Source organism: Methylobacterium adhaesivum, assembly GCF_022179065.1.
GTDB lineage: Bacteria > Pseudomonadota > Alphaproteobacteria > Rhizobiales > Beijerinckiaceae > Methylobacterium > Methylobacterium adhaesivum.
Genome location: NZ_BPQD01000001.1, coordinates 343,243 through 357,299 on the forward strand (window position 1 = coordinate 343,243; position 14,057 = coordinate 357,299).

Annotated in this window: 12 protein-coding genes; 4 read left to right on the top strand and 8 right to left on the bottom strand. The window is 66.5% G+C overall.

The genetic code is table 11. The features are described from left to right. Positions 1–10: 10 nt before the first annotated feature. From MFF01_RS01655 to MFF01_RS01685, 7 genes are all read right to left on the bottom strand, one after another. On the bottom strand, positions 11–1,282 hold the full coding sequence (locus MFF01_RS01655; protein WP_238221372.1) for a phage major capsid protein: 1,272 nt from the start codon (positions 1,280–1,282) through the stop codon (positions 11–13). After that, entirely contained in the window at positions 1,279–1,836 is a 558-nt protein-coding gene (locus tag MFF01_RS01660) for an HK97 family phage prohead protease (protein WP_238221373.1), read from the bottom strand. Before MFF01_RS01660 ends, MFF01_RS01655 begins: the two co-directional genes overlap by 4 nt. A 249-nt stretch (positions 1,837–2,085) precedes the next feature. After that, positions 2,086–3,576, bottom strand: a complete 1,491-nt coding sequence (locus MFF01_RS01665) for a glycosyl hydrolase family 28-related protein (RefSeq protein WP_238221374.1) — start codon at positions 3,574–3,576, stop codon at positions 2,086–2,088. Positions 3,577–3,816: 240 nt separating this feature from the next. After that, positions 3,817–4,965 (bottom strand): phage portal protein, encoded by a 1,149-nt coding sequence (locus MFF01_RS01670; protein WP_238221375.1) that lies wholly within the window; start codon positions 4,963–4,965, stop codon positions 3,817–3,819. 229 nt (positions 4,966–5,194) lie between these two features. Continuing rightward, positions 5,195–6,469 (bottom strand): DNA-packaging protein, encoded by a 1,275-nt coding sequence (locus MFF01_RS01675; protein WP_238221376.1) that lies wholly within the window; start codon positions 6,467–6,469, stop codon positions 5,195–5,197. Then, a complete protein-coding gene (locus MFF01_RS01680; RefSeq protein WP_238221377.1) occupies positions 6,414–7,088 on the bottom strand; it encodes a hypothetical protein in 675 nt (224 codons plus the stop codon). The genes MFF01_RS01675 and MFF01_RS01680 overlap by 56 nt, the downstream gene beginning before the upstream one ends. A 344-nt stretch (positions 7,089–7,432) precedes the next feature. After that, positions 7,433–7,696: a hypothetical protein gene (locus MFF01_RS01685; RefSeq protein WP_238221378.1), complete on the bottom strand. Its 264-nt coding sequence runs from the start codon at positions 7,694–7,696 to the stop codon at positions 7,433–7,435. A gap of 633 nt (positions 7,697–8,329) precedes the next feature. Between MFF01_RS01685 and MFF01_RS01690 the strand changes: the two genes are divergently transcribed. The 3 genes from MFF01_RS01690 (at position 8,330) to MFF01_RS01700 (ending at position 12,497) form a co-directional block, all read left to right on the top strand. Further along, positions 8,330–9,847, top strand: a complete 1,518-nt coding sequence (locus tag MFF01_RS01690; RefSeq protein ID WP_238221379.1) for a porin — start codon at positions 8,330–8,332, stop codon at positions 9,845–9,847. Positions 9,848–9,996: 149 nt separating this feature from the next. Next, positions 9,997–10,419, top strand: coding sequence for a cupin domain-containing protein (locus MFF01_RS01695; protein WP_238221380.1), 423 nt, complete (start codon positions 9,997–9,999; stop codon positions 10,417–10,419). Positions 10,420–10,796: 377 nt separating this feature from the next. Further along, on the top strand, positions 10,797–12,497 hold the full coding sequence (locus MFF01_RS01700) for a methyl-accepting chemotaxis protein (RefSeq protein WP_238221381.1): 1,701 nt from the start codon (positions 10,797–10,799) through the stop codon (positions 12,495–12,497). A gap of 82 nt (positions 12,498–12,579) precedes the next feature. Here the strand turns inward: MFF01_RS01700 and MFF01_RS01705 are convergent, their stop codons facing one another. Continuing rightward, positions 12,580–13,074, bottom strand: a complete 495-nt coding sequence (locus tag MFF01_RS01705; RefSeq protein WP_238221382.1) for a PRC-barrel domain-containing protein — start codon at positions 13,072–13,074, stop codon at positions 12,580–12,582. Positions 13,075–13,342: 268 nt separating this feature from the next. Here MFF01_RS01705 and MFF01_RS01710 point away from each other — a divergent pair, with 268 nt between their 5' ends. Continuing rightward, a complete protein-coding gene (locus tag MFF01_RS01710; protein WP_238221383.1) occupies positions 13,343–13,936 on the top strand; it encodes a glutathione peroxidase in 594 nt (197 codons plus the stop codon). The last annotated feature ends 121 nt before the right edge of the window (positions 13,937–14,057 follow it).

Consider the following 14,057-nt stretch of genomic DNA (forward strand, 5'->3'; position numbering starts at 1 on the left):
CGTTGCCGCTTTACGCGAACTTCAGCAGCTTGATCGCGTCGAAGTCCTGCACCCCGCCGCCGACGCGCTTCGTGGTGTAGAACAGCACGTAGGGCTTGGCCGAGTAGGGGTCGCGCAGCACCCGGAGACCCGCGCGGTCGACGACGAGGTAGCCACGGCGGAAGTCGCCGAAGGCGAGCGACAGGCTGTTCGCGGCCGTATCCGGCATGGCCTCGGCCTCCGTCACGGGAAAGCCGAGCAGCGTCGCGGCCCGGTCGGTCCCTTGCGGCGGCTGCCACAGGTAGTTGCCGTCGGCGTCCTTCATCTTTCGGATGGTGCTCTGCAGGCGCCGGTTCATCACGAAGCCGGCGTTCTGGCGATAGCCGGCGCGCAGGCCATAGACGAGGTCGAACAGCACGTCGGCCGGGTTGGCGGCGGGGAAGGCCCCGGCGGCACCCGTGGCGACGAAGCCGAGCTTGCCCGGGACCCAGGCGGCGTTGGCCACCGTGTCGTAGGAGAGGAAGCCGCGCGGGCGGCTGACCCCGTTGCCGGTGACGAAGGCAGTGCCCTCCTGCTCGGCGAAGGTGGTCTCGACCTCGTCGGCGAGCCAGGCATCGAGATCGACGACGGTGTCGTCCAGCAGCGTCTGGGTCGCCGCCGGCATGGCGTAGAGTTCCATGGCGGGAAAGCTCAACTCCGACAGGGTCGGCGCGTCGGTCTGCGGCCGGGGCGCGGCCTCGGCGACCCAGCCCGCCGCCGCCTCGGTGACGGAGACGGCCCGCTTGTAGAGGCCGCTCGAGATGGTGCGGACCGTGGCGAGCCCCCGGATCGGCGAGAGGCGGGCGAGGCGGGTCAAGACCTCATGCTCGACGGTGGCGGGCACGAGGTAGCCGCCATCCGGCCCGGAGCCCGCCGACAGGGCCTTCTCCTCCAGGCGCTTGAGGCCGCCGCTTTCGCCGGCGCGGACGTAGAGGTCGAAGGCCGCCTTGTGCTCCGTGGCGGCGGCGTCCCGGGGCGGTGCGCCCGCGTCGAGGGGGGCGCGGCGCCCGTCGAGGGTGAGGCGGTCGAGGCGGGTGCGGGTGGTGTCCAAAGCCGCGTCGATGCGGGCGAGTTTTTCCTCCGTCACGACGTCGGCCGAGAGCCGGCCCTCGATCTCGGCGAGGCGGGTGTCGTTGGTCTCGCGGAACGCCGCGAAGGCGCGCTGGAGTTCGCCCATGGCCTCCGCCACGGCGGAGTCGGCGCCAGCGGCCTTGTTCTCCAGGGATTGGGCGGATTTCGTCTCGATGGGAGTGTGGACGGTCATGCGAACCTCTGGGCGCGGGGGAGGGGAGTGGCGACGGGCCGGGTGAAGGGTCGGGCGCGCGGCGGGGCGACGCGCCGGGCGAAGGCGTGGATGGCGTCGGCCAGGGGGCCGGGGGCGTGAGCCGCAGAACGAGCCGCCGGGAGTACGGCCTTCCGGGCGATGCGGGCACCGGGCTGGAGCGGGAAGGTGACCAGCGAGATCTCCCACAGGTCGAGGCTGTGGAGCCGGCGCAGGCCACCGCGCTCCGGCGTCGCCCGCTGGGTGCGGAATCCGATGGAGAGCCCGTCCAGCGCCCCCTCGCGCAGGAGCGCATCGAGTTCGCGCCCCCGTTGGACGGCGAGGTTCAACTGGCCGGCGACGCGCAGGCCGCGGGCATCCTCCGTCAGCGACAGCCAGCGCCCGACGGGCTCGGCCGGATCGTGCTGCCACAGCATGCGCACACCGGAGGCCCCCCGCGCGGCGAGACTCGCCGCGAAGGCGCCGGGCGCCACCACGTCGCGCCCGAGATCGGGCACGCCGAACAGGCTGGCATAGCCGGTGAAATGACCGTCCATGGTGGACTCCAAAAAATTTGAAGTTTAGACTTCTCTATGCGCCAATATTGATTGTATTGATAAGGTTTTATTATGATCAAACAAAACTAAAGCATAAAAATTCGCCCAATAGACGGCGAGGTATTAGTTGTATTGCAATACTCGCTGACCCCGACATAGGTCGGGAGCAGCGAGTTCGGCGCAGATGATTGTGTTATTATTTTAATATATACAAAAAAATTTCAAATATATTTCCATGGATATATAAAATCAACTATAAACAGATGAATAAACATTGAGTCGAATATTTCCCGGCGTGACTGTTGAATGACCTACGTTAAACAAGATGTTTGTCTGGTCGGCTGAAAGAGCCCGAGCCCAAAGACCAACGTGTGCTCCATCGATCTGTGTGAATCCTACCACAATAGTACTGAGGTCTGGAACTTCTGAAAGGCCGTGTGGAACATTCACGTATGAGTCATTACCTTGGGCATAAAACTGAGCAGACGATCCGCCACGGAATTTTCGACCAGTAATTTCGCCGAAGCGGAATTTCGACCGGTCATTCATGATGACAGTTGTGCCGCCGTTGACTCCGAGATGGAGATTGCTGAAACTGTAAGGGCCGGCGTCATTGCGCCCTTTATCGTCGACCCAGTAATTATAAGAAGCATCATTTCCGATAGATCCGGAAATATTCACTCGTCCGGAGCCATTGATATTGTAAGCGTGCCTTACGCCATTGAAGCTAGAGTTGGCGAAATCGATCGAGGAAGCGCCAGACTGAAGGTTGGTGCCATAGCCACAGAATGCGAACTGATCATCGAATGACGAATTATCAAAACCTCCATTGGGAGCTTGTGAGTTGTCGTGTTGAAGGCCAATGCCGTTCTGCAATTCGGCTGGTGTCGAAATCCAGTTTCCCTGTGACTTCATATTGGATACACCGCCGACCTTCGTTGCGCTGCCTGGTTTCTCAGAGAAAAGAACCGGTCGAATCCAGATGCAGTAAGGTCGAGCCTGATCCCATGTGTTTCCGGTATGGTTAAGCCAGAGGACGGCCTCGACTTTGAGGCCAATACCCTGACAAATCGACTTGTTACGGTTAATGTGGACCCCCTCCGGACGCGGGCAATCCTCGGATGCGTGGACGATGATGGCGCTGCCGGTACCACCGAGAAAATTGTCGTTGACGAACGATTCGATGTTGATTTCCGGGTTTGCGTAATCACCATTTCCGTTCAGGCTTTTGTCGTCTTGACGCCTGTCACAATCTACACAGAACGAACCATTGCCACGGAAATTATTTAGCGTATTGAAGTGGATACGGGTAAATGATCCGCGGAAGTACACGAGAGGTTGTGTGGATCCGTTGAGGCTGCCGCTAATAGTGCAGTTTTTTAACTCACATCCTAGGTTAAAACCAAAATTGATAACGATAGCGTCGCCATTATGTTCGATGGAAAGGCCATCAATTGTCACGCTATTAGCTAGGTTTCTGCCAACGACTTGAAACGTTGAGACGTTTGTATTGGTGACAATTTTGCACCCGTTACTGCGGCCTCCGGGAAAGTATACATTCATACCCGTGCCGAGGGCGAGGGTCTGATTGATCAGGTAATTAACTGGAGGCTTTGAGGGACAAACTACCTTACCAGTATTGAGCGCAGCCTGCCAAGCCGCCGAATCGTCAGTCACGCCATCGCCTTTGGCGCCAAAATCCATGGGATCGACTGAATCGAACAGATGAAGGGAAGACATTTTATGATCCTAAAAATATAAAAAATATCAATAAATAGCTTAAATTTCGATTAAATGGCACTCCATTTTTGTTTGTATTGCGGGAATATTTTATGAGACGGACAGTAAATATGTCCCGTTATACCCAGACCATCTTGAGTTTGGGTGCTTAGCGTCTCTCATAAAAATTTGATGCGACCCCGTGCCAAAGTTGCGAACCGCGGGTGAGCAGGAGTTTTGTGAAGCAAGTCTAAATTTCGCTCACTCCGCCCCATACCCCACCGCCGCCCGCTTCTCGGCGTCGCTCAAGAACGTCGCGTCGCCGACCCGGCGCCACAACGATTCACGCTCGGGCGCAAGGGCCTCGATGGCGTCGAGGTCGGGTTCCAGGCGGGCCGGGCCGAAGGCGGGCTCCAGCCAGTGGGCGAGGGATTCGGCGGTGCGCCGTACCAGCGGGATCACCGTCTGGCGGTAGAAGGCGCGGTTGGCCTCCGCGTAATTGGCGTGGGTGTTGTCGCCCGGCAGCCCCAGCAATAGGGGCGGCACGCCGAAGGCGAGGGCGATCTCGCGGGCGGCCCCGCTCTTCGCCTCCACGAAATCCATGTCCTTGGGCGAGAGGGCCAGCGGCTTCCAGTCGAGGCCGCCTTCGAGGAGCAGGGGGCGTCCGGCATTGCCGGCGCCCTGGTAGTTCGCTTCGAGTTCGGTCTTGAGGCGGATGAACTGCGTGTCGCTCAAGCTGCCGCCCGAAGCCGAGGCGAAGACGAGGGCGCCGGAGGGCCGGGCGGCGTTGTCGAGGAGCGCCTTGTTCCAGGCGCCGGCCGCGTTGTGGATGTCGAGGGCCGTCGCCGCCGCCTCCATGGGAGCGAGGCCGTAGTGATCGCATCCCGGATGGAACAGCGCGAGGTGGAGGATCGGCGCCACGCCCTCGCCGCCGAGATCGTACCGCAGGGTCCGCCCGCCCACCGTGTAGGTGTAGGCCACGGGCCAGCCGTCCGGCCCCGGTACCACCCGTATCCGGTCGGGGCGAAGACCGTGGAGTTCGCGTAACCGTCCGTCCAGGCTCACGGCCTCGAGGTAGGCATTGCCCGAGACCATGAGGTGTCCGTAGAGGGATTCCAGCAGCCGCGCCCCGCCCTCGCGGGGGTTCGGCCGGGCCAGCAGGCGCAGGAGCGGGTGGTCCGCCTCCGCTTCCGCCAGCACCAGGGGCAGGGACGCGGCGGCTTCGGCGACGAGGCGCACGCAGCGATGGACCACGGCGTTGCGCTGGAAGCCCTCGCGGGCGAGCGCCCCGCCCTCGCGCGACGTCCACACGGCCCGGCCCTCGCCGTAGAACTGCACCGCGAGCGGCGCCGCCTTGGCCTCGGGCACGGGAAAGGCCGCCCGCGCGAGGCGGGTGAGGAGATTGGGCATGACGACAGTCTCCGGGAGAGCCGCACGCTCCGTGTCGAGCGCGGGTTCCCTCTCCTGAAAGGAGAGGGACAGGGTTGAGGTGCGCGACACCTCCGACGCGGTCACACGCCTCACCCCAACCCTCTCGTTTCAGGAGAGGGGGCCTGTCGCGTCGATCCGATCCGAGGGGATCACCCGACGGGATGAGCCGATCCGGTTGCGACGCCTGCCGCGCGGGACGGGCGAGGGGCTACAGCCGGCGGATGCGCGGCTCGGCCGATCCGCGCAGCATCAGGTGGGTGAGCGCCCACACCAGGGCGTCGAGGCGGTCGGGCGAGGCGCCCGACGAGAGGCCGTCGGGGCCGAAATCGCAGAGTTCATCCTCCAAAGCCGGCAGGGCGCCGACATGGTGGACGCGGCCCTGCGCGTAGAGCACCGAGACCGGCTCGGCCCGCAGGTATTTTCCGCGGGTGGCGCGCACCGGGGTCACCGGCACGGACGCATCCACCTGGGCCAGCACGCTCGTCACCATCTCGCCGCCCTGGTTGACCTCGACCACGAGGCCGTCGGCGGCGAGGCGATGGTAGAGGGCGAGCGCCGCCCCGGCCCAGGTCTCGGGCGCGGCGCGGGCCAAGGTGGCGTCGGCGAGCACGTAGGCGTGGCCCGACGAGGCGAGGCCGGCGGCGACGATCCCGCAGGCATCGGCTCCGGCCTTCGAGGTGGCCGGCGGATCGACGGCGACGACGATGCGGCGGAGTTCGGGGGCCACGGCCACGCGGCCGCGTTCCAGGGCGTCGCGGGTCCATAGGGCGTCGGCGCGGTCCTCGATGAGTTCGCCGTCGAGTTCCTGGCGCCCGAGGCGGGTGCCGGCGTAGCGCCCGACCACGGCGTCGAGGAAGCTCGGCGCGAGGTTTCCGGCGTTGTCGGCCGTGCGCGAGCGGCTCACCACCGTGGCCGGATCGGCGAGGATGCGCCGCAGGAGGGGAATCGGGCGCGGCGTGGTGGTGACGAGGCCGCGCGGGGCGTGGCCCAGCCGCAGGCCGAACTGGATCATGTCCCAGGTGGCCTCCGCGTAGCGCCACTTGGCGATCTCGTCGGACCAAGCGGCGCCGAATTGCGGCCCGCGCAACGAATCCGGCTCCTCGGCCGAGAAGGCGAGGCCGACGGCGCCGTTGGCAAAATCGAGGCGTTTTCGGGATGGCGACCAGCGTGGGCGCGGGCCGGGGAGGTGGAGGAGGCCCGACGGTCCCTCGATCATCACGTCGCGGACATCCGCGAAGGTCTCGCCGATCAGCGCGATGCGGCCGACGGGCCGGGCGGTGAAGGCCGGGTCGCCGAGCGCGAGGGCGCGCACCCATTCGGCGCCCGTGCGGGTCTTGCCCGAGCCGCGCCCGCCCACCACCGCCCAGGTGGTCCAAGGGTCTTGCGGACACGGCGGCAGCTGGTCGGCCCGCGCCGTGTGGAGCCAGTCACGGGCCAGCGCCCGGACGAGATGGGGCGGCAGGCTCGCCAGGAAGGCCGGCATCCGGCCGCTCGCCCATGAACGCCGCATAGCGCTGCGCGATCTGCGCGCGCAGGGCGTGCAGGTCGGTGTCGTCGGGGCCGTCCGCCGCGCCGGGTTCTGCATCGGCCTCGCTCCTGCGGGATGGGGGATCGGCGTCGAGGTCGTCGAGGAGGCGCTTGAGGCCGCCGAGATCGCGCAGCACCCGCGCCGAATCGAGGCCGGGGGCGGCCTCCGTGAGGTCGGCGTCGAACCGGTCGATCTGCCGGGCGATGTGGGTGCGTAGCGCCAGCCGCAGGGCGGCGGGGCCGGGGGGCGGCTGGCTCGGGGCCTCCGGCAGGCCGCAGGCGGCGAAATGCATCGGCGCTCGGCGCCGGGACAGGCCCAGGACGGCCGCGAGATCGTCGCGGGTGACGCCATGGATCCGGTCGATCCGGGCCAGCGCCGCGCAGCGCGGGGCCGACCACCCCGCCGGAGCGGCCCTGACGCGGGGCGGGCGCCACGCGCCGCGAAGGCTCCATTTGCGCAAGGTGGCGGCGAGGAGTCCGGTTTCCGCCGCGATCTCCGCCACGGTCCTGTCGGTCTCGCGGAACAGCGTTTCAGCCGCCGCCTTCCGGGCGGGATCGATGCGGGTGAGGATCATCGCCGCCGCCCCTCTCCACTCACACTTCTTGAGCGTGGGTCATTGATAGCTCAGGAGCGTCCCGCTGTCAATCATAAATTCCTACTTGTAGGACTTTTGTCTCTTGGCGCTGGGGCAAGGCCGAAACAAGAAAGGGCCGTCCCCGATGGCATCGGAGCGCGGCCCTGAGTGGGTTGGGTCTCGGCCGGGCAGGGGCGACCCCGCCGCGGCAATGCTTCGACTCTAGAAGCCCATCATGGCGTGGGAGGCGCCGATGATGGTGAAGGCGAGGCCGCCCGCGAAGGCGAGGCTCATGGCGTAGGAGAAGCCTTTGAGGAGCATCGGGGTCTCGTTGTGCGAGGGGATCAGCAACGGTTGCCACCCGAGGTCTGGCCGTACTGCTGCACGGGGAAGTTCTGCTGATTGGCGTTGCCCTCGGCGGCCGAGCTCATGGGACAGTTGAAGGGCGAGCGCATCTGCGGAGCGGCGTAGACGGTGCCGGTGGACTCAACCTCGGGAGGCAGAAAACCGGTGTAGCGGCCCTTCTTCTCGTAGGCCATCGCCGGCGAGAGCGAAGCAACGCCCAGGACCAGGGCAGACGCGACGGCGGCAAAGCGAATGTTCTTCATGGTGGATGTTTCCCCTCTGTGGATCGATCGGATGTTTCGTTCGATCCGTTGCTGCACAACACTGATATAGCCGCCTGGTTTCATTCTGAAGGTGTCAAGGCGCACGCGGTGAAGTGGATTAAAATTTATATCAAGAATAGCCTCCAGATCCGTCGCGTAAAACTCCAGTGGCTTTGAGATTAATCCAGCACAGTTCCGCGAGCGTGCGATGAAACACTTCGTGTGCGAGACGGCACATCATGGCGGGATGAGAGCGCGTCGCTGAGGGAATAAAGTCGACCTCATGCAAAGCCGCGGCGCGACGCCACCGCTCACGCCGGCGCCGCCGGGCGGCCTCTCAGAATAATCCCGCGATAAACACAAAAATTTCTGTCATAGAGGCGTCATTTGACGCCTCTACTGCAAATTTTACCAAGACTTGTTCGGGAAATTCCCCAGGCTTTGGTGGCCTATACTGAGAAGTTTTCGATGCACGGCAAGGTGATCGACCCGCAAGGGGCGATCGACCTTCGTCGTGCGTGACAAAGTTGCTTCGCAGCGCCGGTGCACGCCCCGTTTGTCCGTTCCGCCCCGAGGGCGGCGGCGATGCGGCGGCGGGAAGGCGGGCGGCCCAACACGATCGAGGATGACACGATGAAACAACGCCTCCTCGCCGCAGCGCTCGGATGGAGCGCCGTGCTGATGCCGTGCGCGCAGGCCCAGACGGTCGCCGAGCTGCAGCGCCAGATCGACGAGCTCAAGGCGATGATCAAGGCGCAGGCGGAATCCGGACGCGGCACCCGCGCCACCGCCGTCCGCACGGCCGGGCGGACCGATGCGGGCACCCGCCCGGCCGCCGGCCGTCCCGTCACGTCGGCCGTCGGCGCACCGGCCGTGACGCGGGCGGCCCATGCGGACCGGCCCGCCTTCGTCATCGACCGCCCCGAGACCTGGATCGATGCCCTGCTGCCGCCGGCCCCCCAGCCCCTGGTGGATGGACCCGGCTCCGGCGGCCGGCCGAAAACCTGGTTCGAGCGGCTGTCCCTGCGTGGCTACACCCAGATGCGCGTGAACGAGACCTTCTCGGGGGACACCACGGCGCCTGCCGGCCGGTCGCGCCTGCGCTCCGTCCACGACGGCGGCGTTACCGACCGGGGCAACTTCACCTTCCGGCGGGTCCGCCTCGTCCTGCAGGGCGATATCCACGACCGAGTGTTCATCTACCTTCAGCCGGATTTCGCCGTGAACGTCGCCAATCAGGCCGGCACCGAGGGGCGCGGGAACTTCGCCCAGCTGCGCGACGCCTTCGCGGACGTGTTCCTCGACGACGAGCGCCGGACGAAATTGCGCTTCGGCCAGCAGAAGGTGCCCTACGGCTGGGAGAACCTGCAATCGTCGCAGAACCGCCTCACCCTCGACCGCTCGGACGCCATCAACAGCGCCCTGCCGGGCGAGCGCGACATCGGCATCACCGCCTATTACACGCCGTGGCATGTCCAGGGCATCTGGGATCGCCTCGCCAAGGATGGCCAGAAGCTGTTCGGCAATTACGGCGCCTTCGGCGTCGGAATCTACAACGGCCAGACCCTCAACCGGGCGGAGCGCAACGACGACCTGATGGTGGCCGGCATGGTGACCTGGCCGTTCGCCCTCGACGGATTGGGCGAGGTGTTCAAGGGCCAGGTTCTCGAGGTCGGCGCGTCGGCCTACCGCAACCGGTTCCAACCCGAGATCCGCACCGGCGGCGTGAGCCCCCGGGCCTTCGACGATTCCCGCGTCGGTCTCCACGCCATCCTGTATCCCCAGCCGTTCGGTCTCCAGGCCGAATGGAACTGGGGGCGCGGCCCGGAATACGACGTCGTCAGCCGGATGATCGCGGAAAAGCCCCTCAGCGGCGGCTACGTCCAGGCGATGTTCCGGGTCGACCATTCCGTGGTCGGGCCGTTCATGCCCTACGCGCGCTGGCAGACCTATGACGGCGGCTGGAAGGTGGCGACGAACGCGCCCCGCCTGGAGACCGACGAGGTCGAGGTCGGCATCGAGTTCCAGCCGATCAAGCCCATCGAGGTCACCCTGGCGTATGCCCGGATGAAGCGCCGGGAGGCCGACGAGCGCCGCTTCGGCCAGGCGGAGGGCCACCTGTTCCGGGGGCAGCTGCAAGTGAATTATTGAGGCTGAACTCTTGAGGCGCGGATTCTCGCGCAGGCCCGGGGCCGCCGCACCCGCGGGGGTGCCCGGGCACCGGGCCGCCCCTTGGGCCCCTCGTGAAAACCCGATACCGTCCGGCCGGATTCGAACCCCAGCCAGGACACGCGATCGCCATGAGCGAAGCCACCCCCCTCACCGACCATGGCGTCTTCGACGTCGCCGCGCACGCGGCGCAGCTGCCGGAGGCCGCCGGGACCATGGTGGCCGATCATCGCTTCACCGACGATCCGGCGGCGAGCGCCCGGGTGTTCCGGGTCTATCGCCCGACGCCACCCCACAGCCACGCGTCGTGCGACGAGTACCTCTACGCCCTGTCGGGCCGCTGCCTCATGAAGTTCGCCGACGAGCCGGCGGTCGAGGTCGGCCCCGGCACCCTCGTGTTCTTCAAGCGCGGGGTGGTGCATTCCGTGCCCGAGATCCTCGAGGAGCCGATGGTGTTCCTCTCCGTCGACACGCCCCGGCGCGAGCCCCGCGACATCCGTTTCGTCGAGGCCGGCACCGGCACGCCCGACACCTTCATGCGCCAGCGGGACTGATCCGAGCCCCGGTCGATTCGTTCGGCTGCCGTCGTTTTTCGCCGGCACGGGCGATGACGCGCGCGTTTCCGTTCCGGGAGGCAAGGCGATCGCGGTAAGCGGTTGCCCCGTCCGAAGGAAAAGGCCGCCTGCGCCCTGAAAAGGGGGGCGGTGAATGCTTCGGTCAATACTTGGCTTGGGGGCATCGCTGCGGTGCACGCGGCCGGACTTTTCGCCCTTCCACCAACGTGATTTCAATCGCGCCGCAGGCCACGATTGTATTGTAGTATTAAGCTGCCCGTCTTGAATGCATAGGACGGGCGATTTACCGAAAAAAAATCATTCTGTTCTTGAATAAGGACCGCTTCGAAGAGGTGGGAATTGGGACGGATTTGATTATGACGAAGACATTGCAGAATGCCAGTTTGCTGGTCAAGCTAGCGGTGCCACTGGTGATCGTTGCCCTCCTGGCTGGGGGAATCGTGACCTATGCCCGCACGACGGTGGGCGATCTCGCCCAGATCTCGAAGCAGCTCGTCGACGTTCAAGTGACCCGGTTGGAGCAGATCCTCAATCTGCGTCTTCAAGTGACGGAAGCGACGGTCCAGAACCGAAACATCATCGTGGAGGTCCGGCAGGAGGAAATGGCGGGCTACAAGGCGCGATACGATGCCGCCGTCAGGGGGGCCTACGCATCCGTCGACGCCCTCATCGCCATGTCGGACAGCGCGGGCCGTCGGGAAACCAATGAGCAGCTGCGGAAGGTCACCCAGGACTATTTCGCGATCACGGATCGCATCATCGACCTCGGCCTGAGGAACAACAACGAAGCGGCCGCGAAGCTCGCCGTCACCGATGGGTCCGCCGCGCGGGCACGCCTCCGCGACATGATCCAGCCCCGCGTGGATCGCCTCAGGGAAGAGTTCCTGGCGGTCAAGGACGCGGCGCAGGCGCAGGCCGACCGCGCCCTGACCAACCTCATCGTCGCATCCGTCCTGGGCCTGCTCCTGGCCTTCGGTCTGGCGGGTATCATCGTGATGATGGGCATCCTGAATCCCCTCAAGAGCCTCGTCGGCGTCCTCGAGCGGATGACGCGGGGCGAGATCGACGCCGAAATCCGGGAGGCTGCGCGCGGCGACGAGATCGGCGCCGTCGGCCGGGCCGTCGAGGGCATCAAGACCATGGTGTCCAAGAAGGCCGCCGAGGAAGCCGAGATGCGGCGCGTCGCCGACGCGGCGGCCGCGGCCGAGCGCAAGCGGACGATGGTGGAGCTGGCCGACGGCTTCGAGAGCACCGTGGGCGGCATCGTCGGGCAGGTCTCGGCGGCGGCCACCGAGCTGCAGGCAACGGCCCAGCAGATGACCGCCACGGCCAACGAGACCGCCGGCCGATCCACCCGCGTCGCCTCGGCGGCCGAAGAGGCCGCCGTCAACGTCAACACCGTCGCGGCGGCGGCGGAGGAGCTCGGCGCCTCGGTGCAGGAGATCGCCCGTCAGGTCGCCGGCTCGGCCAACCTCGCCCAGCAGGCCGTCCATGAAGCCGACCGCAGCGCGGGTTTCGTGCATACCCTGAGCCAGTCCGTCGGCAAGATCGGCGACGTGGTCCAGCTGATCTCGAGCATCGCGGCCCAGACGAACCTGCTGGCGCTCAACGCCACCATCGAGGCGGCGCGGGCCGGGGAGGCGGGGCGTGGGTTCGCCGTCGTCGCGGCCGAGGTGAAGGAACTCGCGAACCAGACGGCGCGGGCGACGGAGGAGATCGCCAACCAGATCGGGCAGGTCCAGGGGGCGACCGGTCAGGCCGTCGAGGTGATCGGCTCCATCGGCGGGCGGATCCGCGAGATCGACGCCGTGGCCTCTTCCATCGCGGCGGCCGTCGAGGAGCAGGGCGCCGCGACGCAGGAGATCGTGCGCAACGTGGGCGAAGCGTCGGCGGGCACCTCCGAGGTCACGAACAACATCGCGAGCGTGGCTCAGGCTTCCAGCGAAACCGGCGCGGCGGCGAGCCAGGTGCTCGGGTCGGCTTCGGAACTGTCACGGCAATCCGAGCACCTCAGGTCTGAGGTGATCCGCTTCCTCGCCACCGTCCGGGCGGCCTGATCCGTCCACGAGTGTCCCGCCGCGCTCGATGCGCGGCGGGCGCGTTCCTTAGGCCTTCATTCGCCGGGGAGGCCGGGAGGGCCTACGGCGCCTTGTTGGTCTCCGCCGGCTTGGCGTCGGTCTTCGCGTCCGCCTTCTTGCCGAGGTAGATGTATTCGGGCGCGGCGCGGAGCTGGTCCTTGTTGGTGTCGATGACCGCCTTCAGGGTCGTGTCGTTGACGCGGGTGATCTTCATGGCGCTCGGATCGATGGCGACGTACTTCGTGCCGATGCCGAGGAAGCCGCCGACGCCGACCACCCAGGACTTCACGGTGTTCTTGTCGTCGAGCACCACGTCGGCGATCTCGCCGATGGTTTCGTTGGCGTTGTTCTGAATCGTGAGGCCGACGAGCTTCGAGGTGACCATGTCGCTCGGGTTCTGCGCCACGAAGGTCGGCCGCAGGTCGTTGGCGAGGGTGGCGGGGGCCGACGGGACCGGGGCTCCGGCCGCGTCCTGCGCCCCGGCGGGGGCCCCTTGGGCGAAGGCTCCCACGCTGCTCGCGACGAGGAGGGCGGTGCCGAGGAACAGGCTGCGCATGGAGAGGACTTTCGGGTCGGGCGGTGGTGGCCGGGCGGGCCGTGTCGAACGCTCAAGCTCGGGACCGCCGGATGGTTCCGCCCGGGCCGCGCGATGGGGGCGCCTTCTGGCATCGGACCGGATGTTTCCCACGAGGCCGACGTCACGTCCCGGGACTCCACTTCCCGGGCCGCCGCGCTAGGTTCACGCTGAAGCCCTGCGTGCCGGCTTGCTGTGCGCACGCTTTCCAGCGCGAGGCCTTCGCGCCACAGCCTTCGGGAGCCCAGCCATGCCCTCATCCCCCTTCGGCACGCCGGGGCGCCGCGAGGCCCTGATGCTCCTCGGCGCGGCCCTGGCCCTCGGCCCCCGCGCCGCCCGGGCCGGCGACACCCCCACGAGCGAGATCCGGGCCGGGGCCTTCAGCTTCGAGAAGCCCGAGGGCGGCAGCCTCGCCCTGGCCGACCTCGCCGGCAAGCCGATCCTCGTGGTCAACACTGCCACCGCCTGTGGCTATGCCGGGCAGTTCGTCGGGCTCCAGGGCTTGTGGACCCGCTTCGGCGCCCGCGGCCTCACGGTGGTCGCCGTGCCGTCGCCCGATTTCGGCAACCAGGAGCCCCTCGACGGGCTCGCCATCGCGGAGGCTGCCCGGAAGAACCACGGCGTCACCTTCCCCATCATGGCGAAGGTGCACGTGAAGGGCCCGCAGGCCCATCCGTTCTACCGCTGGGCGGCGGCGGAGAAGCCCGGCGCCACCCCGGGCTGGAACTTTCACAAGTACCTCGTCGGCCGCGACGGCCGCCTGCTCGCCGCCTATCCCCACACCCTGGAGCCCACCGACCCGCGTCTCGTCACCGCCATCGCGGCCGAGTTGCCGGGGGCTTGATCCGGTCTCCGGGAGATCGGCTCGGTTTATATCGAGCGCCGGTCCCCTCTCCTGGAAGGAGAGGGACAGGGTGAGGTGTGCGAACTCTCCGAAGACGTCACACACCTCACCCCAACCCTCT